The 22,238-nt window shown below is 69.0% G+C and carries 19 protein-coding genes; 15 read left to right on the top strand and 4 right to left on the bottom strand.

Translation table 11 applies throughout. The features are described 5' to 3' along the window. The 7 genes from M7H45_RS10390 to M7H45_RS10360 form a co-directional block, all read left to right on the top strand. The coding region (locus tag M7H45_RS10390; protein ID WP_298216692.1) for a uroporphyrinogen-III synthase at positions 1-310 on the top strand (310 nt) is incomplete at its 5' end. Beyond that, on the top strand, positions 307-1,188 hold the full coding sequence (locus M7H45_RS10385) for a hypothetical protein (RefSeq protein ID WP_298216691.1): 882 nt from the start codon (positions 307-309) through the stop codon (positions 1,186-1,188). The genes M7H45_RS10390 and M7H45_RS10385, both read left to right, overlap by 4 nt. 3 nt (positions 1,189-1,191) lie before the next feature. Beyond that, on the top strand, positions 1,192-2,400 hold the full coding sequence (locus M7H45_RS10380; RefSeq protein ID WP_298216689.1) for a heme biosynthesis HemY N-terminal domain-containing protein: 1,209 nt from the start codon (positions 1,192-1,194) through the stop codon (positions 2,398-2,400). Then, positions 2,401-4,041: a peptide ABC transporter substrate-binding protein gene (locus M7H45_RS10375; protein WP_298216687.1), complete on the top strand. Its 1,641-nt coding sequence runs from the start codon at positions 2,401-2,403 to the stop codon at positions 4,039-4,041. After that, on the top strand, positions 4,038-4,991 hold the full coding sequence (locus M7H45_RS10370; RefSeq protein ID WP_298216685.1) for an ABC transporter permease: 954 nt from the start codon (positions 4,038-4,040) through the stop codon (positions 4,989-4,991). The genes M7H45_RS10375 and M7H45_RS10370 overlap by 4 nt, the downstream gene beginning before the upstream one ends. Continuing rightward, the gene (locus M7H45_RS10365; RefSeq protein ID WP_298216683.1) at positions 4,988-5,830 is read left to right on the top strand and encodes an ABC transporter permease; all 843 of its coding nucleotides are present in this window, start codon (positions 4,988-4,990) and stop codon (positions 5,828-5,830) included. Before M7H45_RS10370 ends, M7H45_RS10365 begins: the two co-directional genes overlap by 4 nt. Next, positions 5,827-7,608 carry an ABC transporter ATP-binding protein gene (locus M7H45_RS10360; protein WP_298216682.1) on the top strand — a complete coding sequence of 594 codons (1,782 nt, stop codon included), beginning with the start codon at positions 5,827-5,829 and terminating at the stop codon, positions 7,606-7,608. The genes M7H45_RS10365 and M7H45_RS10360 overlap by 4 nt, the downstream gene beginning before the upstream one ends. Here M7H45_RS10360 and M7H45_RS10355 read toward each other — a convergent pair. Continuing rightward, positions 7,605-8,690 (bottom strand): AraC family transcriptional regulator, encoded by a 1,086-nt coding sequence (locus M7H45_RS10355; protein WP_298216681.1) that lies wholly within the window; start codon positions 8,688-8,690, stop codon positions 7,605-7,607. The genes M7H45_RS10360 and M7H45_RS10355 overlap by 4 nt on opposite strands. A 232-nt stretch (positions 8,691-8,922) precedes the next feature. Between M7H45_RS10355 and M7H45_RS10350 the strand changes: the two genes are divergently transcribed. From M7H45_RS10350 to M7H45_RS10335, 4 genes are read left to right on the top strand one after another with little or no spacing between them, the layout of a single operon-like run. Then, positions 8,923-9,363 (top strand): MaoC family dehydratase N-terminal domain-containing protein, encoded by a 441-nt coding sequence (locus M7H45_RS10350; protein ID WP_298216680.1) that lies wholly within the window; start codon positions 8,923-8,925, stop codon positions 9,361-9,363. Positions 9,364-9,374: 11 nt separating this feature from the next. Next, positions 9,375-9,797: a MaoC/PaaZ C-terminal domain-containing protein gene (locus M7H45_RS10345; RefSeq protein WP_298216678.1), complete on the top strand. Its 423-nt coding sequence runs from the start codon at positions 9,375-9,377 to the stop codon at positions 9,795-9,797. A gap of 12 nt (positions 9,798-9,809) precedes the next feature. Further along, the gene (locus M7H45_RS10340; RefSeq protein ID WP_298216677.1) at positions 9,810-10,955 is read left to right on the top strand and encodes an acyl-CoA dehydrogenase family protein; all 1,146 of its coding nucleotides are present in this window, start codon (positions 9,810-9,812) and stop codon (positions 10,953-10,955) included. Positions 10,956-10,989: 34 nt separating this feature from the next. After that, positions 10,990-12,675 (top strand): long-chain-fatty-acid--CoA ligase, encoded by a 1,686-nt coding sequence (locus M7H45_RS10335; RefSeq protein ID WP_298216676.1) that lies wholly within the window; start codon positions 10,990-10,992, stop codon positions 12,673-12,675. 7 nt (positions 12,676-12,682) lie between these two features. Here the strand turns inward: M7H45_RS10335 and metH are convergent, their stop codons facing one another. After that, on the bottom strand, positions 12,683-16,168 hold the full coding sequence (gene metH / locus M7H45_RS10330) for a methionine synthase (protein ID WP_298216674.1): 3,486 nt from the start codon (positions 16,166-16,168) through the stop codon (positions 12,683-12,685). 2 nt (positions 16,169-16,170) lie between these two features. On the opposite strand from metH, the gene M7H45_RS10325 reads away from it, so the two are divergent. Further along, on the top strand, positions 16,171-16,536 hold the full coding sequence (locus tag M7H45_RS10325; RefSeq protein ID WP_298216673.1) for a hypothetical protein: 366 nt from the start codon (positions 16,171-16,173) through the stop codon (positions 16,534-16,536). Positions 16,537-16,550: 14 nt separating this feature from the next. Here the strand turns inward: M7H45_RS10325 and M7H45_RS10320 are convergent, their stop codons facing one another. Next, positions 16,551-16,715, bottom strand: coding sequence for a DUF3309 family protein (locus M7H45_RS10320; RefSeq protein WP_298216671.1), 165 nt, complete (start codon positions 16,713-16,715; stop codon positions 16,551-16,553). A gap of 163 nt (positions 16,716-16,878) precedes the next feature. Here M7H45_RS10320 and lpdA point away from each other — a divergent pair, with 163 nt between their 5' ends. Further along, a complete protein-coding gene (lpdA, locus tag M7H45_RS10315) occupies positions 16,879-18,303 on the top strand; it encodes a dihydrolipoyl dehydrogenase (protein ID WP_408832786.1) in 1,425 nt (474 codons plus the stop codon). Further along, positions 18,303-19,016, top strand: coding sequence for a pyridoxine 5'-phosphate synthase (locus M7H45_RS10310; protein ID WP_298216667.1), 714 nt, complete (start codon positions 18,303-18,305; stop codon positions 19,014-19,016). The genes lpdA and M7H45_RS10310 overlap by 1 nt, the downstream gene beginning before the upstream one ends. Before the next feature lie 12 nt (positions 19,017-19,028). Here M7H45_RS10310 and M7H45_RS10305 read toward each other — a convergent pair whose 3' ends face one another. Beyond that, positions 19,029-20,663 carry a long-chain fatty acid--CoA ligase gene (locus tag M7H45_RS10305; protein WP_298216665.1) on the bottom strand — a complete coding sequence of 545 codons (1,635 nt, stop codon included), beginning with the start codon at positions 20,661-20,663 and terminating at the stop codon, positions 19,029-19,031. 119 nt (positions 20,664-20,782) lie between these two features. Between M7H45_RS10305 and M7H45_RS10300 the strand changes: the two genes are divergently transcribed. After that, positions 20,783-22,237, top strand: a complete 1,455-nt coding sequence (locus M7H45_RS10300) for an NAD-dependent succinate-semialdehyde dehydrogenase (RefSeq protein WP_298216664.1) — start codon at positions 20,783-20,785, stop codon at positions 22,235-22,237. Position 22,238 lies beyond the last annotated feature (1 nt).

Here is a 22,238-nt window from a genome sequence, read left to right as displayed (position 1 = left end):
GGCCTTGGCGGCGGCCTTGCGGGCGGCGGGGCTCGCCGTGCTGCGCCGGCGCGTCTACGAGACCACGCCGTTGCGGCATCTGCCCGAGGAAATAAGCGCGGCGCTGGCGGCGGGCGCGCTGGAGGGGGCGCTGTTCTATTCCGCCGCCACCGCCCGCGCCTTCACCGCGCTCAACCCGCCCGGCACCGCCCGCATGCGCGCCTACGCGCTCAGCCCGAATGTCGCGCGGGCCTTGCAAGATCAGCCCTGGGCCGCCATTCATGTGGCGAGGGCTCCGGCGGAGGCGGATTTGATGGCGTTGCTGACATGAGCGGCACCGAGGCAAGCGGTACGGCGGAGCCGCCGCCGCTCTTGTTGCCGCCGCCCGCCGCTCCCGCGCCCACTCCCGCCGCCCCGCCACGCCGGGGCGCGCTCTGGCCGCTCTGGCTGGCGCTGGCGGTTCTTTTTCTTCTGCTGGCGGCGGGGGAGGGTTATCTCCTTGTCCAGTTGGAGGCCTTGCGCACGCCGCTGGCGGTGACGCAGGCCCAGCTCGCCGATATGCGCGCCGCCGCCGCCAAACCCACCCCGCTGGCGCAATTGCTCACCGCGCAAGAGGACCAGGCCCAGAAGCTGGCGGCGCTGGCCGCGCAGCTCAACGCCATGCAGGGGCAGCTGGCCGCCGACCATGGGGCGCTGACCGCCTTGCAGGTGAATACCGGCGATATCGGCAAGCTGACGGCGCGGCTCGAACAGCTGAACGCGGCGGCGGCGGCCAGCATGGCGCTGGAGGCGGGGCAACCCTTGGGGGCGATTCCGGGCGCGCCGCCCGCCTTGCAGGTGTTCGCGGACAACGCGCCGCCCACCATGGCCCAATTGCGGGAGGAGTTTCCCGCCGCCGCGCGCGCCGCCCTGGCGGCGAGCCTCGCCGCCAACGGCCAGGCCGGTTTCTGGGCCCGCGCCAGGCTGCGGCTGGAAGGGCTGGTGACCATCGCCGATGGCGAGCGGGTGATCTTCGGCCCGCCCGCCGCCGCGGCGCTCAACCGGGCGCGCGCCGCCCTCGCCAACGACGACCTCGCCGGGGCGGTGGCGGCGCTGGACACGCTGCCGCCCAACGTGCAGGCGGCGATGGCGAGCTGGCTGACCCCGGCGCGGCAATTGCTCGCGGCGCGGGCGGCGCTGGTGCAGATGGCCACCCGGCAGGACCAGTAGGCGATGTGGGGGGCGCTGAAATTCTGCGTCGCCGCCGCTCTCATCCTCGCCCTCGCCTGGTGGGTGGCGGGGCTGCCCGGCGAGGTGAACATAGAGGCGGGGCGGTATCACATCGTCACCTCCACCGCGCTGGCGGTGGTGGCGCTGGCGGTGCTGGCCGTCATTCTCGCGCTGCTGCTACGCGGGCTGGGCGGGCTGCGCCGGGCGCCGCGCCGGCTGGCCGCCTGGAGGCGGGGGCGGCGGCTGCGGGCCGGAGACCTCGCCTTGCAGCGCGGGCTGGTGGCGGTGGCGGCGGGGGATGCCAACGGCGCGCGGACGGAGGCGGCGCGGGCGGGCGCCCTGCTGGGCGATGAGCCGCTGGTGGACTGGCTGAGCGCCGAGGCGGCGCGGCTCTCTGGCGACGCCGCCGCCCGGGCCGGATTCGAGCGGCTGACCCGCAACCCGGATGTGCGGTTTCTCGGCTTTCAAGGCCTGGCGCGGGAGGCGCTGCGGGAAGGGCGGCTGGATGAGGCGGCCCGGCATGCGCGCGCCGCCGAGGCCGCGTATCCGCGCGGCGGCTGGGCGCGCAATGAGCGGCTGGAAGTGGCGGTGAAGCAGGAGGACTACGCCGCCGCGCTGGCGCTGGCGAAAGAACCCCGCGCCCGCACCGCCCTGGCCGTGGCGGCGGCGGCCCAGGCGCGCATGCCCGGGCGGGCCCTGGCCCTGGCGCGCGAGGCGGTGAAGGCGGAGCCGGCCTCCCCCGTGGCGCTGGCCGCCCTGGCCAAGGCCCAGCGCGGCGCGGGCAAGGAGCGGGCCGCGCGCCGGACCTTGCTGAAAGGGTGGAAGCGCGCCCCGCATCCCTGGCTGGCGGAGCTTTGGCTGGCCCCGGTGACCGACCCGCTGGCCCGCGCCCAGGCGGCGCAGAAACTGGCGGCGGCAAACCCTGGCCACGTGGAATCCGAATTATTGCTGGCCGGCACGGCGCTCGCGGCGCGGCTGCCCGGCGAGGCGCGGCGCCATGCCGAGGCGGCGCTGCGCGCGGGCAACGCGGATGGGCGCGCGGCGGCGATATTGGCGCAGCTGGAGGGCAAACCGCCGCCGCCTTTTGCCCCGGCCTGGCGCTGCGAGGCCTGCCATACGCCCGAGGCGGCGTGGCACTGCCTCTGCCCGGCCTGCGGCAAGATCGGCACGCTGCGGCCCAACAACGCGGGTCTGGCCCCGGCGGAAGGCTAGATGCGGAGGCTGCTGGGCGGCGCGGCGCTGCTGCTGGGCCTGGGCGGCGGCGCGATGGCCGCGCCCGTGGCCGGGGATTGCGGCACGATCATTCTGCCCACCGGCATCGGCATCGCCCCCGGCGCGGATATCACCGGCTTCAACCCGCTGCTCAGCAACTCCCTCTACAATGCCGAGGCGGCGGGGGCGATGTTCCAGCCCTTGATCTGGGTGAATGGCTGGACGCTGGGGATCGACTGGAGCCGCAGCCTCGCCAGCGCCATCGCCACCCCGGATGAGGGGCTGAGCTTCGATGTGACGATGCGGCCCTGGATGTGGTCCGACGGCGCGCCGGTGACCAGCGCGGATGTCGCCTTCACCTGGAAGCTCATCCAGCAATTCGGCCCGGCCTATGCGGGCTATGGGGCGGGGGGCATGCCCGGCATCGTCCGGGAATTGCGGGTGACCGGGCCGCGCAGCTTCACCGTTCTGCTCCGGCGGCGGGTGAACCCGCAATGGTTCATCCTCAACGGGCTGGGCCAGCTCACCCCCCTGCCCGCCCATGCCTGGGCCGCCTATGACAGTGACGAGATCTATCAGCGCCAGAGCGATGTGGGGTTCTTCCAGGTGGTGGACGGGCCGCTGCGCCCCGCCGCGCTGAATATCGGCCAGGATATGGTGTTCACCCCCAACCCCGTCTGGCCGGGCGGCGGGCTGCATTTTTCCCGGCTGATCTTCAAATTCGTCCAATCCGCCGGCCAGACGCTCCAGCAATTCGAGGCGGGGGAGCTGGATATGATCAACGCGCCGATGGCCCTGTGGCGGGTGATTCAGAGCCTGCCCGGCGCGCGGATGGCGCGGCTGGCGCCCGGCATCGGCTTCGACGAGATGGCGCTCAACCTCCGCAATCCGGAGGTGGCGTTTTTCCGCGATGTCCGGGTGCGGCAGGCGATGGCGGACGCCATCGACCAGGAGGAAATGATCAGCCTGATCGACCATGGGCTGGGCGAGGCGCATCGGGGGCCGGTGCCGCCGCAACCGCCCGTCTTCCTCACCCCGGCGATGCGAGACGGGCGCTATCCGGTGGGCTACGACCCTGCCCGGGCCCGCGCCTTGCTGCGCGAGGCGGGCTTCACCCCCGGGCCGGACGGGATTTTGGAGAAAAACGGCCAGAGGCTGAGCTTCACCGAGCTGACGGGGGCGGATAACGCGGCGGGCGAGCAGATGACGGTGATGATCCAGGCCTATCTGCGCCGGGTGGGGATCGAGATGAAGGCGCGGCGGATCGAGTTCAACCAGATGCTCGCTTTGCTGAACGACCCCGGGGCGGATTGGCAGGCGGCGGCGCTGGGCGAGAGCGGGACGGCCTATCCCACCGGGGAGGATCTGTTCAAGACCGGCTCCTATGGCAATGCGGGCGGTTATTCCGACCCGGAGATGGACCGGCTGATCGACGCCAGCACCAGCGAGCCGGGGCTGGAGGCGCTTTACGCCTACGAGACCTATGCCAGCGCCCAGCAGCCGGTGATCTTTCTTCCCACCGGGGCGGTGGCGCTGCTGGTGAAAGAGCGGATCGCGGGGGCGGCGGGCTTCGCCGACCCGCTCGGCAATTACGATTACGCGGCGCTCTCCTGCCCCGGCCCGGCCCGGCCCCGGCCATGATGGCGATGACCGCCCGGCGGCTCGCCTCCTCTTGCCTCTCCCTGTTCATCCTGGTGACGCTGGTGTTCTTCATGGCCCATCTCACCCCAGGCGGGCCGGCCTATTCCATCCTCGGCCAGAAGGCGACCCCGGCCTCGGTGGCGGCGCTCAACCAGCGGCTGGGGCTGGATGAGAGCCTGCCCCGCCAGTTCGGCCTCTGGCTCTGGCATCTCCTGCACGGGCGGCTCGGCTATTCCTATCTGCTCAACCGGCCGGTGGGACAGCTTCTCTGGGTGTATGAGCGCAACACGCTGGTGTTCTACGCCCTCTCCATTTTCATCGGCACGGGCCTCTCCCTCCTGCTCGGGCTGGCGCAGGGGGTGTGGTCCGGGCGCTGGCCCGCGCGGCTCATCGGCGCGTTCCAGCTCGGCTTCTATGCCATGCCCTCCTTCTTCGTCGCGGCGATGCTGATCCTGTGGTTCGCCGTGGATCTGGGCTGGCTGCCCGCCAGCGGCATCACCGATCTGCGCGATCCCCATCCGGGCCTGGCCAGCTTCGCGGCGCATCTGGCGCTGCCGGTCGCCACCGTGGCGCTGTTCACCGCCGCCTCCCTCTCCCGCTATTTCGGCGAGGCAGTGCATGAGGAGCTGGGCAAGGATTACGTGCGCACCGCCCGCGCCATGGGGGCGGGGCCCGCCGCCATTCTGCTGCGCCACGTGCTGCGCAACGCCCTGCGCCCGCTCGTCACCCTGCTCGGCCTCTCCTTTCCCTATATCTTCACCGGCGGGGTCATCGTCGAATCCGTGTTCAACTATCCGGGGCTGGGCTGGCTGATGTGGCGCTCCGCCCTCTCGCAGGACTACCCCATCCTCACCGCCATCGTGCTGGTCATCGGCATCCTCACCGTGCTCGGCAATCTCCTCGCCGATCTGGCCAACGGGCTGCTCGACCCCAGGGAGAGCTATGAATGAGGCAGGGGGTTACGAGCTGGCTGGGCCGGCGCCCCGGCCGCCACGGCACGCTGGCGGCGGGGCTCGGCCTGGCGGGGCTCGTGCTGTTCTGCGGCTTCATCGCCCCCTTTCTCTATCCCGCCGACCCCTACGCCATCCACCCCGCCCAGGCGCTGCGGCCGCCCAGCCGCCTGTTTCCGCTGGGCACGGACGAGCTGGGGCGCGACGCGCTGGCCCTGCTGCTCTCCGGCGGGTTTTCCACCCTGGCGGTGGCGCTGCCCGCCGCAGCGCTGGCCTTCCTAACCGGCGCGGCCTATGGCTTCGCCGCCGGGCTCGGCCCTCTCTGGCTGGACAAGGCGCTGATGCGCCTGCTCGATGTGGCGCTGGCGCTGCCCGGCCTCATCGTGCTGCTCTTCTTCGCCGCGCTGGTGCCGCAGACCAATCTCAACCTCATCCTCCTGCTGGGGCTGATCTCCTGGCCCGGCCTGGCCCGGCTGGTGCGCAACGAGGCGCGCGCCCAGCGCGGGCGGGATTTCATCCTCGCCGCCGAGCAGGCCGGCGCCTCCCGCGCCTATCTCGCCCTCGTCCATCTCTCGCGGATCGTGGCGCCGGTGCTGGTGGTCAACGCCACCTTCATGACCGGCGACGCCATTCTCTCCCTCTCCGCCCTCTCCTTCCTCGGACTTGGCGTGCAGCCGCCCCAGGAAAGCTGGGGGAGCCTGCTGGAAAGCGGGCTGAGCCTCGCGGCGCTCAACCCGTGGTGGCTGATCCTGCCGCCCGGCCTGCTGATCTTCGCGGCGCTGCTCGCGGCCGCGATGACCGGGCAGGGGCTGCTGACATCCTGGCAGGGGGACGCATGAGTCCGGTGCTGGAGCTCAAGGGGCTTGGCGTCTCGCTGCGGCGGGGCGGGCGGGACGTGCCGGTTCTCGACCGGATCAGCCTCGCCATCGCCCCCGGCGAGATGGCGGCGCTGGTGGGGGAGAGCGGCTCCGGCAAATCGGTGACGGCGCTGGCGGTGATGCGGCTGCTGCCGGAGGGGGCGCTTCTGGCCGGGCAAATTCTGCTGGAGGGCGAGGACATCGCCCAGGCCAGCGAATCCCGCCTGCGGGCGCTGCGGGGCAAGCGGGCGGCGATGGTGTTCCAGAACCCGCTCGCCGCGCTCAACCCCACCCGCACCGTGGCGGCGCAGATCGGCGAGGTGTGGCGGATGCATGAGGGTGGCGGCCGCCGCGCCGCCCGCGCCCGGGCGCTGGATTTGCTGGCGGAGGTGGGCATTCCCGACCCGGCGGCGCGGCTGGACGACTACCCCCACCAGTTTTCGGGCGGCATGCGCCAGCGGGTGATGATCGCCATGGCGCTGGCCTGCGCGCCCCGGCTGCTCATCGCCGATGAGCCGACGGCGGGGCTGGACCCGCCGCGCGCCCGGCAGATCATGGAGCTGCTCGCCCGGCTGCGCCGGGAGCGCGACATGGCGGTGCTGTTCGTGACCCATGACCTCGCTCTGGTCGAGCGGGAGGCGGACGCCATCCATGTCCTCTATGCCGGGGAGATGGTGGAATGGGGAGCGGCGCGGGCGTTTTTCGCCCATCCCCGCCACCCTTATTCGGAGGCGCTGCTGGGCGCGGTGCCTCATCTCGGCCAGGCGCGGCTGCGTTCCATCCCCGGCAGCCTGCCGGAGCCGGAGGCGAGGCCGCCCGGCTGCCGCTTCGCCCCGCGCTGCGCCCGGGCGGAGGAGATTTGCGGGCGCGCCCGCCCGCCCGCGGATGTGGCGGGCAATACCGTGGCGGCCTGTTTCTTCCCCCTGCCCGCCGCCGCGCGGGCGGGATTGGCGGCCGCCCCCGCGCCGCCGCGCGTCTTTCCGCCGCTGCTGGAGATAAAGGGGCTGAGCGTGCGCTACCCGGCGCCGGGCGGCTGGCTGGGACGCCGCCGCCTTGCCCCGGCGCTGGAAGGGATTTCCCTGACGCTGGGCCGGGGGGAATGCCTGGGCGTGGTGGGGGAGAGCGGCTCCGGCAAATCCACACTGGGCCGCGCCGTGTTGCAGATGATCGGCTATGAGGGGGAGATGAGCCTGGAGGGGGAAAGCCTCGCCCGGATGACCCCCGCCGCGCGGCGGGCGGCGCGGCGGCGGCTGCAGCCGGTGTTCCAGGACCCGCGCGAGAGCCTGAACCCGCGCATGCGGGTGGGCGAGATCATCGCTGAGCCGCTGCGCCTGCAAGGCGGGTTGAGCCGGGCCGCGAGAGCGGCGCGGGTGGAGGCGCTGCTCGCCCAGGTGGGGCTGAGCGCCGCCATCGCGGCGCGCTATCCGGGCGCGGTCTCGGGCGGGCAGGCGCAGCGCATCGCCATCGCCCGCGCGCTCGCCCCCGGGCCGGCGCTGGTGGTATTGGACGAGCCGGGCTCCGCCCTCGATGTCTCGACCCAGGCGATGCTGCTCAACCTGCTCAAGGATCTCGGGCGCCGCCACGGCCTGACCTATCTCTTCATCAGCCATGATCTCGCCGCGGTCAGCACCATGGCCGACCGGATCGCCGTGTTGCGGGCGGGCCGGATGATCGAGCTGGCGGAGACCGCCGCGCTGATCGCCCAGCCGCGCCACGAGTACACGCGGGCGCTGATCGCTGCGGCGGCGCCGGGGCCTTAAGGCGCGAAACCCGCCTGGCGGCGGCGCAGGCGGTAGGCGCCGGGGGCCAGCCCCGTCCAGCCCTTGAAGGCGCGCTGGAAGGCGGCGGCGTCCGAATAGCCGAGTTCGGCCGCGAGGGTGGAAAGGGTGGCCTCGCCCGTCGCCAGCCGCATGGCGGCGAGGTCGCGGCGCAGCCCGTCTTTGATGGATTGATAGGAGGCGCCCTCCGCCGCGAGCCGGCGCTGGAGCGTGCTCACCGACATGTTGAGCTCCTGGGCGAGGAGCTTCAGCCCCGGCCAGAGCGGGCGCTCATCCAGCAGGCGGTTATAGATCCTCGCGCCCAGCCCGCCATTGACCGGCCAGGCCAGCACCACGTTGGCGGGCGTGCCGGCGAGAAACCGCTCCAATTCCCGCGCGTCGCGGCGGATGGGGGTTTCCAGCTCCGCCGCCGCGAACCAGATGGCGGCGGCGGGGCGGTCGAAGGCGAGGGCGGCGGGAAAGGCGCTCTCGTATAGGGCGGCGTAGGCGGGGCGGGAAAAGCAGAACTCCACCCGGGGCAGGGGCAGCCGCCCGCCGCCCAGCCAGGCGGTGAGGCCCCAGCCGACGCGCAGCAAAAGCTCGAAAAAGAAATCCGGCGGGGCGGCCTGGCCGCGCGGGCGCACCGCCATGCCGAGGAGTCCCTCGCCGGCGACAAGCTCGATTCCCACATCGTCGATGAGGATGCCGAGCGCGCGGATGATGCGGTGGAGGGCGCCCCGCACCGAGCGCGCGCCCAGGGCCGAGCGGGCGATGAGGGCGAAGCTGCCCCGCCGCAAGGGGCGGGAGAGCAGGCCCACGCATTCATCATCCAGCCGGTCCATCAAGAGCCGGTAGAGCCCGACATATTGCTCGCCGGTGACGCAGGCGCCCTCCAGCCGCAGCCGCTCCGGCGGGATGCCGCATTGGCGCAGCAGCCCGCCCAGCCAGGGCGGCTCCGCCGGGGCGGCCAGGCCGGAAAGCATGCCGCGCACGATGGCCATGGGGATGGCGGCGGGGGAGTGGGCGAGCCCCGCCTCCCGCGCCGGCGCCGGCGAATTTGACGTTTTTTGCCATGCAAATGACATGATCGGTAATCGCTTTCGCCCCGCCGCCCGGCAAGTATTCGCCCATAACGGCGCCGGTTGAACGGCTGGCCACGGCGGATGCGGCAGGAAAACCAAGTTTCGCGCCAGGGTCAAGCCAGAGGCCGGGTCCGCCGCAACCAGGAGCGGCCCCAAACGGCCAGGGAGGGAAAATGACGCGAAATGTCTATGCCGGGGATACGTGCCCGCCAATCCGCGCCAGGGGGAGCCGGCGATGATCGACCCGAAATGGATCGGCCATGAGCTATCCCTTTCCGTCCTGCCGATTGAGCGGACGCGGGTGCAATTTTTCGCCAAGGCGATCGGCGAGACCAACCCCATCCATCTCGATCCCGCCGCCGCGCGGGCGGCGGGCTATGCCGATCTCGTCGCCCCGCCCACCTTCATCTTCGCGGCGGAACTCGATTCCGGCGTCTCGGAGCGCCTGCTCGATGATCTCGGCGTGCCGATCGCCAAGCTGCTGCATGGCGAGCAGGGGTTCACCTGGCACCGCCCGGTTTGCGCCGGGGAGACCGTCACGGTTCATTCCCGCATCGAGGATATCTACGCGAAGAAGAACGGCGCGCTGGAATTCGTCGTCAAGCAATCGCGCGTTCTCGATGCTGGCGGCGCCTGCGTCGCCGAGATGCGCTCCGTTCTCGTCTGCCGCCATTGAGGTGAAATCAAATGTCCGCCAGCCTGTCCGCCTCCCGTGTCAATGTCGGCGATGAATTGCCGCCGCTTCTTCTCCCCCCTGTCAGCCGCGCCACGCTGGCCTTGTTCGCCGGCGCCTCGGGCGACCATAACCCCATCCATATCGACAGCGATTTCGCCCGCGCCGCCGGCATGAAGGACGTGTTCGCCCAGGGAATGCTCGGCATGGCCTGGCTCGGCCGCCTGCTGACGGATTGGGCGCCGCAGAAGGATCTGCGCGCCCTGAACGTCCGCTTCCAGGCCATCACCCAGCTCGGCGATGTGATACGCTGCACCGGCCGGGTGGTTGAAAAACTGGAACGGGATGGCGCGACCCTGGCCCGCGTGGAGGTGCAGAGCGCCAATGAGAGCGGCGAGGTGAAGATCGCCGGCGAGGCGCTGGTGGTTTTGCATTAAAGGAGTAAGGCCATGGCACCGCGCCTGCACCGTCATCGCTGGATGGATGACGAAATGGAGAGCTTCCGCGACCAGCTGCGCCGCTACATCGAGGCCGAGCTGGCGCCGCATGTGGGAGATTGGCGGCGGCAGGGCTTCGTGCCGCGCGCGGTCTGGCGCGGCTTCGGCGAAATGGGCTTCATGCTGCCGGAACTGGCGGAGGAGTATGGCGGGGGCGGCGGCACGCTCGCGCACCAGCTGGTGGTGCAGGACGAGCTGACGCGGGCCGAATTGCCGGGCAGCATCGGCGTGCACAGCATCGCCTCCCATTACCTGCTGGATTACGGCACCGAGGCGCAGAAGCGGCGCTGGCTGCCCGGCCTCGCCAAGGGCGAGCGTCTCGCCGCCATCGCGATGACCGAGCCGGGCTGCGGCTCCGACCTCAAGGCGATCCGCACCCGCGCGCGGCGCGAGGGCGATCATTACGTCATCGATGGCGCCAAAATCTTCATCACCAATGGCGAGACGTGCAATCTTCTCGTCGTCGTCGCCCGCACGGGGGAGGCGGGGGCGCATGGGCTCTCGCTGATCGTGCTGGAGACCGAGAACCTGCCCGGCTTTCGCGTCGGCCGCCGGCTGGAGAAGATCGGCCAGCATGCCTCCGACACCGCCGAATTGTTCTTCGACGGCGTGCGCGCGCCGGTGGAAAATTTGCTGGGCGGCGTGGAGGGCCGGGCCTTCGCGCAGCTGATGAGCCAGCTTCCCTATGAGCGGATGCTGATCTCCGTGCCGGCCGTGGCGGTGATGGAACGCGCCCTGGCGCTTACCGTGGACTATACCAAGCAGCGCAAGGCCTTCGACCAGACCCTGTTCGATTTCCAGAACACACGCTTCATGCTGGCCGATGTGGCGACGACCGCGCATATCGCCCGCACCTATGTGAATGACTGCATCCAGCGCCTGCTGGATGGCGAGCTGGATGACGACGCCGCCTATATGGCGAAATACTGGTGCACGGAACAGCAATGCCGCGTGGTGGATATCTGCCTGCAACTTTTCGGCGGCTATGGTTATATGATGGAATATCCCATCGCCCGGCTCTACGCGGATTCCCGCGTGCAGCGCATCTATGGCGGGGCCAATGAGGTGATGAAGGATCTGATCTCTCGCAAGCTGTGAACGATAACGAGACGCGCCGTGAGGAGGAACGAAGATGGATGAGATTGAAGGCCCCGGGACAATCACGGCCGGCTGCCCCTCGACAGTCGGCAACGAGTATCAGCTCAACCTCACCACCCTGATCCGCCACGCGGCGCGCACCTATCCGGAACAGGAGATCGTCTATCGCCGCCCGGATGGCGGCTGGGCGCGCTACACCTATGCCGATTGCTATGCGCGGGTGATCCGCAGCGCTAACGCGCTGCGCGACCTGGGCCTGCGGCCGGGCGAGAGGGCGGGCGTGCTGGACTGGAACAGCCGCCGCCATTTCGAGCTCTATTATTCCATCTGCGGCGTGGGCGGGGTCATGCTGCAACTCAACCAGCGCCTGGCGCTGGAGGATCTCGCCTATGTCGTCAACCATGGCGAGGCGCGCTTTATCCTCGTGGATGAATCCCTGCTCGGCCTGGCGGAGAGCCTGGCGCCGCTCACCCCCGGCGTGCAGGCCTGGCTGGTGATGACCGACCGCCCCCTGGAGGAGATTTCCACCCCGCTCAGCCCGATCAGGCATTATGAGGACATGCTGGCCGGGGCGAGCGCGGAAATCCGCTGGCCGATGATCGATGAGCGCTCCGCCTGCGCGGCCTGCTACACCACCGGCACCACGGGCCGCCCCAAGGGGGTGTATTACGCGCATCGCTCCGAATATCTGCACACGCTGGTGATGACGAGCATCCTCACCATGTCCGCCGATGACTGCACGATGCTGATCACGCCGATGTTTCATGGTCAATGCTGGGGGCTGCCGCATGCCGCGATTTTCGCCGCGACGAAGATCGTTCTGCCCGGGCGCTACATGGCCGAGGATACCGGACCGCTGGTGGACGCGATCATCGCCGAGGAGGTGACGGTGGTGAACGGGGCGCCCGCCATCTTCATGCCGATGTTGCATTATATCGAGACGCTGCCGGAAAAACCGGATTTCCGCCGCCTGCGCATGCTCTCCGGCGCGACGGAGCCGCCGCTCTCGATGATGCGGGGGTTTTACGAATTGACCGGGGCGGAGGTGATCCAGGCCTATGGCGCCACCGAGACATCGCCGCTCGTCTCGCTCAACCGGGTGAAACCCTCCTTGCGGAAAAGGCTGAGCCAGGATGAGCTATGGAATCTGCGCCGCAAGCAGGGGCTGATGGTCTCCGGCGTGGATTTCAGGATTCTCGGGCCGGATGACCGCGACCTTCCCTTCGACGGCGTCTGCGTTGGCGAGATTTGCGTGCGCGGGCCGTGGATCTCCACCAGCTACCACAACATGCCGGGGGCCGCCCAGAATTTCATCGACGGGTATTGGCGCTCCGGCGATGTCGGCTCCATCGACCCCGATGGCTATATCAAGGTGACGGACCGGGTGAAGGATGTCGTCAAATCCGGCGGCGAATGGATCTCCTCGATCGATATGGAGAACGCGCTGACCGGCCACCCCGCCGTGCTGGAGGCGGCGGTGGTGGGCATCGCCCACCCCAAATGGCAGGAGCGCCCGCTGGCGCTGGTGGTGCTGCGCCCAGGCAAGAGCGCGACGATGGAGGAGTTGCACGCGCATCTTCTCCCCCATTTCGCCAAATGGCAGCTGCCGGATGAGATCCTCTTCGTCGCGGAGCTGCCCCGCACCAGCGTGGGCAAGATGAACAAGAAACTCATCCGCGAGCAGTTCAGCGCCCGTTACCAAGGCGCGGCGGCGAGCTGAGCGGGCGCTACACCGAGAAATACCGGGCGTGGCTGTTGAGGATCACCAGGGCGCTGGTGGATTGCTCGGGGTGAAGCTGGTGTTCGTCCGAGAGCGAAATGCCGATGCGCGACGCGCCGAGCAGCTCCAGTAGCCCGGCCTGATCCTCCAGCCGCGGACAGGCGGGATAGCCGAAGGAATAGCGGCTGCCGCGATAACCCTGGGCCAGCATCTTTTCCATATCGCGGTCATCCTCGGCCGCGAAGCCGAGCTCGGCGCGGATGCGCTTATGGGTGTATTCCGCCAGGGCCTCCGCCATCTCCACCGAGAGCCCGTGCAGATAAAGATAATCCTGGTACCGGTTGGCCTCGAACCAGGCGCGGGCCACCTCCGAGGCGCGCTCGCCCATCGTCACCGCTTGCAGGGCGATGACGCCGCGCCCGTCCTCGATATCCGGGAGGAAATCGGCGATGCACTCGCCATCCTGGCGCGGCTGGCGCGGCAGGGAGAAGCGGACAAGCTCGGTGACGCCGGCTTCATCGAACAGGATGAGATCGTTGCCCTGCCCCGCGGCGCGCCAATAGCCATAGACGGCCTGGGGGCGCAGAATGCTCTCCGCCTCGCAGAGATCGAGCATGCGGCGCATCACGGGCCGCAGCTCCTGCCGCGCCCAGCCCATGAAATCCTCCAGGCTCTTACCCTGCTTGCGGAACCCCCATTGGAACTGGAACAGCGAACGCTCGTTGAGGAAGGGCACCACCGCCTTGGGCGCCGCCTCGATGACCCGCGGCCCCCAGAAGGGCGGGGTGAGCACCGGCTCATCCGCGTTCAGCCGCCGCCGGCGGGCCTGCGCCTCCTTGATGTCCACCGGAGCGAAGGCGCGTGCCTCCGCCTGGCCGAGCGTGCGCCGGGTGTTGCGCGCCTTGCCCGCGCGCCGGGCCTGGATGGCGGCGAGATAATCGTCGAAGGCGTTGCCCGTTACCTTATCCATCAGGTGCAGCCCGTCGAAGGCGTCCCGCGCATAGGCGACCCGGCCCGAGGCGTAGGCGCCGACGCAATCATCCTCGACATAATTGCGGGTGAGGGCGGCGCCGCCCAGCAGCACGGGGATATCCACCCCCTGGCGCGACATCTCCTCCAGATTCTCCCGCATCACCACGGTGGATTTCACCAGCAGGCCGGACATGCCGATGGCGTGCGCCCTATGCTCCCGCGCCGCCGCGACCATATCCGCCAGCGGCACCTTGATGCCGAGATTGACGACCTTGTAGCCGTTATTCGTGAGGATGATATCGACGAGATTCTTGCCGATGTCATGCACGTCGCCCTTGACGGTGGCGAGCACGATAATGCCGCGCTCCTCCCCCTCCACGCGCTCCATCATCGGCTCAAGATAGGCGACGGCGGCCTTCATCGTCTCCGCCGATTGCAGCACGAAGGGCAGCTGCATCTTGCCCGCGCCGAACAACTCGCCCACCACCTTCATGCCGTCCAGCAATATCTCATTGATGATGGCGAGCGGCGCGTGGGTTTTAAGCGCGGCTTGCAGATCTTCCTCCAGCCCCTTGCGGTCGCCGTCGATGATGCGGTCCTTGAGCCGCCCCTCCGGGGTCTCGGCGCGTTTCTTGGCCGTGGCGTCCGCCGCCTTGCGGCCCGCGAACATCTCCAGCAATTTTTGCAGCGGGTCGTAGCCCTCGGCGCGGCGGTCGAAAATGAGGTCCTCGCACACCTTCACCTCCGCCGGGTCGATCTGGTGCAGGGGCCGGATTTTCGAGACATGGACGATCGCCCCGGTCATGCCGGCCTTGACGGCGTGGTCGAGGAACACGGAGTTGAGCACCGCGCGGGCGGCAGGGTTGAGGCCGAAGGAGATGTTGGAGAGGCCGAGAATGATCTGGATCTCCGGGAAGGCCTCACGGATCAGGCGGATGCCCTCCAGCGTCCACAGCCCCAGCTTGCGATCATCCTCATTGCCGGTGGCGATGGTGAAGGTCAGCGGGTCTATGAGCAGGTCGCTCTGGGGCAGGCCGTAGCGGTCGCAGGCGAACGCGACGAGGCGGCGGGCGATGCGCAGCTTGTCCTCCGGCTCCTTCGCCATGCCCGTCTCGTCGATGGTGAGAGCGATGACGGCGGCGCCGAAGGTCTTGGCCAGGGCTAGGCGCTCGGCGGCGTGGTGCTCGCCATCCTCGAAATTGATCGAATTGATGATCGGCTTGCCGCCATGCAGCTTCAGCGCCGCCGCGATCACCGGGGTTTCGGTGGAATCGATGACCAGCGGCGCGTTGACCGAGGCGGTGAAGCGGGTGACGACCTCGCACATTTCCGCCAGTTCGTCGCGCCCGACGAAGGCGGTGCAGATATCGAGCGCGTTGGAGGCCTCCGCCACCTGCTCGCGCCCCATCGTCACGCAGCCATCCCAATCGCCCGCTTCCTGCAACTCCCGCCATTTCTTCGAGCCGTTGGCGTTGCAGCGCTCGCCGATGGAGAAATAGCTGTTCTCCTGGCGCAGCGGCACCGCCCCGTAGAGGCTGGCGACGGAGGGCACCCAGTGGAAGGCGCGGGCGACCGGCGCGGGGCGGGGCTGGCCGCGTTGGCGCAGCATGGCGTCCAGCGCCTCGATATGCGGGATGGAGGTGCCGCAGCAGCCGCCGATGAGATTCACCCCGTCCTCGGCGACGAAGCGCTCCACCCACACCGCCATCTGCGCGCCGGTGAGGGGGTAATGGGTCTTGCCGTCCACCAGCTCCGGCAGGCCGGCATTGGGCTGCACCGAGATCATTCCCGGCCAGTTGCGCGAGAGCCAGCGTACATGCTCCGCCATTTCCTGCGGGCCGGTGGCGCAGTTCAGCCCCATCAGCTTCACGTCGAGCGCGTGGATGACGGTGGCGGCGGCGGCGATGTCCGGCCCCACCAGGAGCGTGCCGGTGGTCTCCACCGTGACCTGCACGAAGATGGGGACATCCCGCCCCGCCGCCGCGATGGCGCGTTTGGCGCCGTTGACCGCCGCCTTGATCTGCAAGGTGTCCTGGCAGGTTTCGATGAGCAGCGCGTCCACCCCGCCCGCCAGCAGCCCCTGGGATTGGAGGTGGAGCGCCGCCTCCAGCGGGTCGTAGGCGATGTTGCCGAGGCTGGGCAGCTTGGTGCCGGGGCCAATGGAGCCCACCACCCAGCGGGGACGGCCATCGGCGAAGCTCTCCGCCGCCTCGCGCGCCAGCTCGCCCGCGATCCGGTTGATCTCGAAGGCGCGGTCCTGCAGCTCGAACTCGGCCAAAGTGATGGGCGAGCCGCCGAAGCTGTTGGTCTGCACCATGTCCGAGCCGGCGGCGAAATAGCCGCGGTGAATGTCGCGCACCAGATCCGGGCGGGAGAGGTTGAGCACCTCGGTGCAGTTCTCCTTGTCCCAGAAATCCCTTTCGATATCGAGGGTCAGTGCCTGGACGCGCGAACCCATGCCCCCGTCGCAAAGCAGGACGTGGCGGGAGAGGGCTTCGAGCAGAGGCGGGGATTGTGGCATGCTTGCCAGATACACCGGCGCCTTCCTATTTCCAATCCATGAAGGAGGACCGGCGTATTCCCGTTCATATCGGCGGCGTGCCAGGGCCGGAGGATGCGGTGCTGGTGGAAGGCATGGCGGCGATGCCCGCTTGGGGCCATGCCCGCCGCTTCACCGCGCCCAGCACCGGCCATCAACCCGGCTGTTTCTGCTGCGCGGGGCGGGGGCCGGCGGCGAGCGCCTTCTCCGCTCTTTACCGGGACCGGGCGATGGGACTCGCCCCCTATTTCCGCCGGGTAATCGTGCTGGCCTCCTTGCCTGGCCAGGCGGATGTGAGGGCGGCTCTGGAGCAGGACGCCGTTACCAGAGCCCGCTTCCGCCTCGCCTGAGGCGGAGCCCGGGATTAGACGGTGTGGAACCCGCCCGCGAGCCAGACAATGATGATGACGACCAGTACCAGGCCGAGAACCCCGCCGGAGCCATAACCGCCATAGGTGCGATGGGCGTAATAGCCGCCGCCGCCGCCGAAAAGCAGCACGAGAATGAGAATAAGCAGAAGCAGGGTCACGAGATACGCTCCATGTTTTCAACCGTTAAAGTGGAGATGGGGGGAGATGGGGGCGGAGCGAATTATGAGTTCATGAAAGACACGACAGAATAACGCCCAGCGCCCGGGGCTGGGCAGCCCCGCCCTCACCCCGGCCGAATTGTCCGGCGCGGCGAGTGGGGCTATGACCCGAGGGCTGATTGCCTGGAGAAGGAACATGGCCGAAACTTTCGACGTCATCATCATCGGGTCGGGGCCGGGCGGCTATGTCTGCGCCATCCGCGCCGCCCAGCTGGGATTCAAGGTCGCCTGCGTCGAGAAGCGCGCGACGCTGGGCGGCACCTGTCTCAATATCGGCTGCATCCCCTCCAAGGCGCTGCTGCAATCCTCCGAGAATTTTCATGAGGCCGCCCATTCCTTCAAGGATCACGGGATCGAGATCGGCGAGATCAAGCTCGATCTCGCCCGCATGCAGGCCCGCAAGGGCGAGGTGGTGGCCGCCAACACCAAGGGCGTGGAGTTCCTGTTCAAGAAGAACAAGATCACCTGGATCAAGGGTGCGGCGAAATTCACCGGCCCGCGCGAGATCGAGGTCGAGGGCAAGGCCTATACCGCCCAGCACATCGTCATCGCCACCGGCTCCGATTCCGTGCCGCTCAAGGGGGTCGATGTGGATGAAAAGCGCATCGTCACCTCCACCGGGGCGCTGGAGCTGGACAAGGTGCCGGGTCATCTCGTCGTCATCGGCGGCGGCGTGATCGGGCTGGAGCTGGGCTCGGTCTGGCGCCGGCTGGGGGCGGAGGTCACCGTCATCGAGTTCCTCGACAAGATCACCCCCACCATGGATGGGGAGATTTCCAAGGCCTTCCAGCAAAGTCTCACCAAGCAGGGCTTCAAGTTCAAGCTCGGCCACAAGGTGAGCGCCGCCAAAATCGAGGGCGAAACGGTGGCGCTGACCGTGGAGCCGGCCAAGGGCGGCGAGGCCGAGACCGTGACCGCCGATATCGTGCTGCTGGCGATTGGCCGCCGCGCCTATGCCGGGGGGCTCAATCTCGCCGCCGCCGGGGTGGAGACCGATGAGCGCGGGCGGGTGAAGATCGACGAGCATTTCCGCACCAACGTGCCCGGCATCTACGCCATTGGCGACGTGGTGGCGGGGCCGATGCTCGCCCATAAGGCGGAGGATGAGGGCGTGGCCCTGGCCGAGATCCTGGCCGGAAAGGCCGGGCATGTGAATTACGGCGCCATCCCCAGCATCATCTACACCTGGCCGGAGGTAGCCGCGGTCGGCCAGACCGAGGAAGAGCTGAAGGCGGCCAAGGTGGCGTATAAGATCGGCAAATTCCCCTTCACCGCCAATGGCCGCGCCCGCGCCATGGGCGCCACGGAGGGGTTCGTCAAACTCCTCGCCGAGAAAGAGACGGACCGGCTGCTCGGCGCGCATATCATCGGCCCCGACGCGGGCTCGCTGATCGCCGAATGCGTCACCGCCCTCGAATTCGGCGCGTCCGCCGAGGATGTGGCGCTCATCTGCCACGCCCATCCCACCTTGAGCGAGGCCGTGAAGGAGGCCGCTTTGGCGGTCGAAGGAAGGGCGATCCACATCTGATGATCCGGCTCGGCGTCAATATCGACCATGTCGCCACGCTGCGGAACGCGCGCGGCGGCAATCACCCGGACCCGCTGACGGTGGCGAAGGCGCTGGTGGGCAGCGGCATGGATGGGGTGACCATCCATCTGCGCGAGGACCGCCGCCACATCCGCGACGCGGATGCGGAGGCGATCTGCGCCTGGGCGGGCAGGCCGGTGAATTTCGAGATGGCGGCGACGGATGAGATGGTCGGCATCGCCGCGCGGCTGAGGCCGCATGGCTGCTGCATCGTGCCGGAGCGCCGGGCCGAGATCACCACCGAGGGCGGGCTGGACGTGGCGAATCACGGCCAGGGCCTGCGCCCCGCCATCACCCGGTTGCGGGAGGCGGGAATTCGCGTCTCGCTCTTCGTGGACCCGGACCCGGCGCAGCTGCGCGCCGCCGCCGCGCTGGGGGCCGACGTGGTGGAGCTGCATACCGGCGCCTATGCCAATGGCCGGCTGGGCGAGCTGGAACGGCTGCGCGAGGCGGCGGCGCTGACGGAGGGGCTGGGCCTAGAATGCCATGCCGGGCACGGCCTCACCTTCGCCAACGTCACCCCCATCGCGGCGCTGCCGCAGGTGCGGGAGCTGAATATCGGCCATTTTCTCATCGGCGAGGCCATCCTAACCGGGCTGCCCGCCGCCATCGCCCAGATGAAGCGGCTGATGATCGAGGCGCGTGATGGCTGACCCGCGAGGATATCAGCCTTCCGCCGCCTCGCTCAGCACATTGCCATATTCCTGGCGCAGAGCCGTCTTGATCAGCTTGCCGCTATTGTTGCGCGGCAGGCTGGGCACGAAGATCACCTTATCCGGGATCTGCCATTTCGCCACCTTGTCCTTGAAGTAATCGAGCAACCCCGCCTCGGTGATGGAGGCGCCCGGCCGGGGCACGGCGAGCAGCACCGGCCGTTCGTCCCATTTCGGATGGCGGGCGGCGATGGCGGCGGCGTCATCGATATCCGGGTGGCTGAGGGCGATGCCCTCCAGCTCGATCGTCGAGATCCACTCCCCGCCTGATTTGATGATGTCCTTGGCGCGGTCGCGGATGGTCATGAACCCATCCTCGCTGATGGAGGCGACGTCTCCGGTCTCGAACCAGCCATCCTCGGCCAGCGTCTCGCCCGGCCCGGCGCCGAAATAATCGGCGACGACCCAATGGCCGCGAATGCGCAGATTGCCCTGGGCCTTGCCATCTTCCGGCAATGGGTGGCCCTGATCGTCCACGATCTTGAGCTCCACCCCGTAAGGCGGACGGCCCTGGCTCTCGCGCAGCCGCGCCTGCTCGATTTCCAGCAAGCCGCCATGGCGGCGCAGCAGATTGTTGACCGTGCCGAGCGGCGAGGTCTCGGTCATGCCCCAGGCATGGACGACCTCGACCCCGTATTTGTCCCGGAAGGCGGCGATGAGCGCGGGCGGGCAGGCGGCGCCGCCGACCACGGTGCGCTTGAGCGGGGTGGTTTTGGCGCCGGAGGCGTCCAGCGCCCGCAACAGCGCCTGCCAGATGGTGGGCACGCCGAGCGCGACATTCACCCCCTCCGCCTCGATCAGCCGCGCCAGGCTCTCGCCGTCGAGAAACGGGCCGGGCAAGGCGAGGCTGGCCCCGGCCAGGGCGGCGGCGTAGGGCGTGCCCCAGGCATTGACGTGAAACATCGGCACCACGGGCAGCACCATGTCGCGGGCCGAGATGCTGAGCACGTCCGGGGTGGCGGCGACGAGGGAGTGAAGCACCGTCGAGCGATGGGTATAAAGGACCCCCTTGGGATTGCCCGTGGTGCCGGAGGTGTAGCAAAGGCTGGAGCCATCCGTCTCCTCCACCTCCGCCCAGGGCGCGTCCGCCGCGCCGGCGGCGATGAACTCCTCATAGAACAGCAGCCCCGGCAGGGTCCGCGCCGCCTCCTCATCCGGGCCGGAGAGCAGGATGAACGCCTCCACCCCGGGCAGCCTGCCGCGCAAGCCGGCGAGAACCGGCAGAAAGGTCTTGTCGCAAAAGATCACGCGGTCTCCGGCATGGTTGATGATATAGGCCAGCTGCTCGGGAAACAGGCGCGGGTTGATGGTGTGGCAGATCATTCCCGCGCCGGAAATGCCGAAATAGCATTCGAGATGACGCGCATTGTTCCAGGCGATCGTCCCGCAGCGATCCCCCTTCGCCAGGCCGCGCCGCCGCAGCGCGTCGTTGAGCCGGCGCGCCCGCGCCGCGACGTTGCGCCAGTTGGTGCGGGTCTTGGCCCCGTCGGTCTCGACCGAGACGATCTCCGTTTCGTGGTGGTAGCGCGCCGCATGGTCGATCAGCGACTGGATCGTCAGCGGCATGAACATCATTCGGCCCAGCATGCTTTCTCCTCCCATCACCGCGGCCGCCCTCGCCCCGGCCATTCTTGACGGGCGCGGGAGGCGCTGGATAATCCAAACCATAACATGGTTCCAACGAACCACAGATATGGAGAGACGCTATGCTGACCCTCAAAAACCCCTCTCTTTTGCGCGATTCCTGCCTGATCGGCGGCGCCTGGACGGATGCGGGCGCCGCGGAAAGGATCGAGGTGCGCAACCCCGCCGATCATAGCCTGGTCGGCACCGTGCCGTGCCTGGGCGCGGCGGAAACGGAGCGGGCCATCGCCGCCGCCGAGGCCGCGTTCAAGCCCTGGGCCGGGCGCGCCGCGCGCGAGCGCGCCGCCATCCTGCGGCGCTGGTTCGAGCTGGTGGTGGCCCACGCGGATGATCTCGGCGCGCTGATGACCGCCGAGCAGGGCAAGCCGCTGGCCGAGGCCAAGGGCGAGGCGCTCTACGCCGCCTCCTTCATCGAATGGTTCGCCGAGGAAGCCAAGCGCGTCTATGGCGAGACGATCCCCGCCCCCACCACCGATAAGCGGATATTGGTGCTCAAACAGCCCATCGGCGTCAGCGCCGCCATCACGCCGTGGAATTTCCCGGCGGCGATGATCACCCGCAAGGTCGCCCCCGCTCTGGCGGCGGGGTGCCCGATGATCATCAAACCCGCCGAGCAGACGCCGCTCACCGCCCTCGCCCTCGCCGTGCTGGCGGAGGAGGCGGGCGTGCCCGCCGGCGTGCTGCAGGTGATCACCGGCCATGCCCGGCCCATCGGCGCCGCGCTCACCGCCAGCGACAAGGTGCGCAAGCTCTCCTTCACCGGCTCCACCGAGGTCGGGCGCATCCTCATGGCCCAGAGCGCCCCCACCATCAAGAAACTCTCCCTGGAACTCGGCGGCAACGCGCCCTTCATCGTCTTCGACGACGCGGATCTCGACGCGGCGGTGGAAGGCGCGATCATCTCCAAATACCGCAATGCCGGGCAGACCTGCGTCTGTGCCAACCGGCTCTATGTCCAGGCCGGCATCCATGACGCCTTCGCCGCGAAGCTGGCCGAACGGGTGGCCAAATTCGCGGTGGGGCCCGGCACCGCGCCGGGCGTGACGATCGGCCCGCTGATCGACGAGGCGGCGGTCGAGAAGGTCGAAAGCCATGTGGCCGACGCGCTGGCCAAGGGGGCGAAGCTGCTGACGGGCGGCCGCCGCCATCAGCTCGGCGGGCTCTTCTTCGAGCCGACGGTGCTGGCCAACGCCACCCAGGCGATGAAGATCGCCCGCGAGGAAACCTTCGGCCCCGTGGCGCCCATCTTCAAATTCGCGCGCGAGGAGGAAGTCATCGCCATGGCCAACGACACGGAATATGGCCTCGCCTCCTATTTCTACACCGAGAACGCCCGGCGCGTCTGGCGGGTGGCGGAGGCGCTGGAATACGGCATGGTCGGCCATAATACCGGGCTGATCTCCAATGAGGTCGCTCCGTTCGGCGGCGTCAAGCAATCCGGTCTGGGGCGGGAGGGCTCCCGCCACGGGATCGAGGAATATCTGGAAATGAAATATCTCTGCTCGGCGATCGGCTGAA

The sequence above is a fragment of the Acidocella sp. genome, assembly GCF_027352905.1.
Classification (GTDB): Bacteria; Pseudomonadota; Alphaproteobacteria; order Acetobacterales; family Acetobacteraceae; genus Acidocella.
The sequence above is the reverse complement of the archived record's forward strand: the minus strand, read 5'-3'. Positions and strand labels throughout refer to the sequence as shown.

Bases quoted from the DNA above. Each gene is read 5' to 3' on its own strand.
- M7H45_RS10385 (WP_298216691.1), top strand. From the start codon at position 307: ATGAGCGGCACCGAGGCAAGCGGTACGGCGGAGCCGCCGCCGCTCTTG.
- M7H45_RS10380 (WP_298216689.1), top strand. From the start codon at position 1,192: ATGTGGGGGGCGCTGAAATTCTGCGTCGCCGCCGCTCTCATCCTCGCC.
- M7H45_RS10375 (WP_298216687.1), top strand. From the start codon at position 2,401: ATGCGGAGGCTGCTGGGCGGCGCGGCGCTGCTGCTGGGCCTGGGCGGC.
- M7H45_RS10370 (WP_298216685.1), top strand. From the start codon at position 4,038: ATGATGGCGATGACCGCCCGGCGGCTCGCCTCCTCTTGCCTCTCCCTG.
- M7H45_RS10365 (WP_298216683.1), top strand. From the start codon at position 4,988: ATGAGGCAGGGGGTTACGAGCTGGCTGGGCCGGCGCCCCGGCCGCCAC.
- M7H45_RS10360 (WP_298216682.1), top strand. From the start codon at position 5,827: ATGAGTCCGGTGCTGGAGCTCAAGGGGCTTGGCGTCTCGCTGCGGCGG.
- M7H45_RS10355 (WP_298216681.1), bottom strand. From the start codon at position 8,690: ATGTCATTTGCATGGCAAAAAACGTCAAATTCGCCGGCGCCGGCGCGG.
- M7H45_RS10350 (WP_298216680.1), top strand. From the start codon at position 8,923: ATGATCGACCCGAAATGGATCGGCCATGAGCTATCCCTTTCCGTCCTG.
- M7H45_RS10345 (WP_298216678.1), top strand. From the start codon at position 9,375: ATGTCCGCCAGCCTGTCCGCCTCCCGTGTCAATGTCGGCGATGAATTG.
- M7H45_RS10340 (WP_298216677.1), top strand. From the start codon at position 9,810: ATGGCACCGCGCCTGCACCGTCATCGCTGGATGGATGACGAAATGGAG.
- M7H45_RS10335 (WP_298216676.1), top strand. From the start codon at position 10,990: ATGGATGAGATTGAAGGCCCCGGGACAATCACGGCCGGCTGCCCCTCG.
- metH (WP_298216674.1), bottom strand. From the start codon at position 16,168: ATGCCACAATCCCCGCCTCTGCTCGAAGCCCTCTCCCGCCACGTCCTG.
- lpdA (WP_408832786.1), top strand. From the start codon at position 16,879: ATGACCCGAGGGCTGATTGCCTGGAGAAGGAACATGGCCGAAACTTTC.
- M7H45_RS10310 (WP_298216667.1), top strand. From the start codon at position 18,303: ATGATCCGGCTCGGCGTCAATATCGACCATGTCGCCACGCTGCGGAAC.
- M7H45_RS10305 (WP_298216665.1), bottom strand. From the start codon at position 20,663: ATGCTGGGCCGAATGATGTTCATGCCGCTGACGATCCAGTCGCTGATC.
- M7H45_RS10300 (WP_298216664.1), top strand. From the start codon at position 20,783: ATGCTGACCCTCAAAAACCCCTCTCTTTTGCGCGATTCCTGCCTGATC.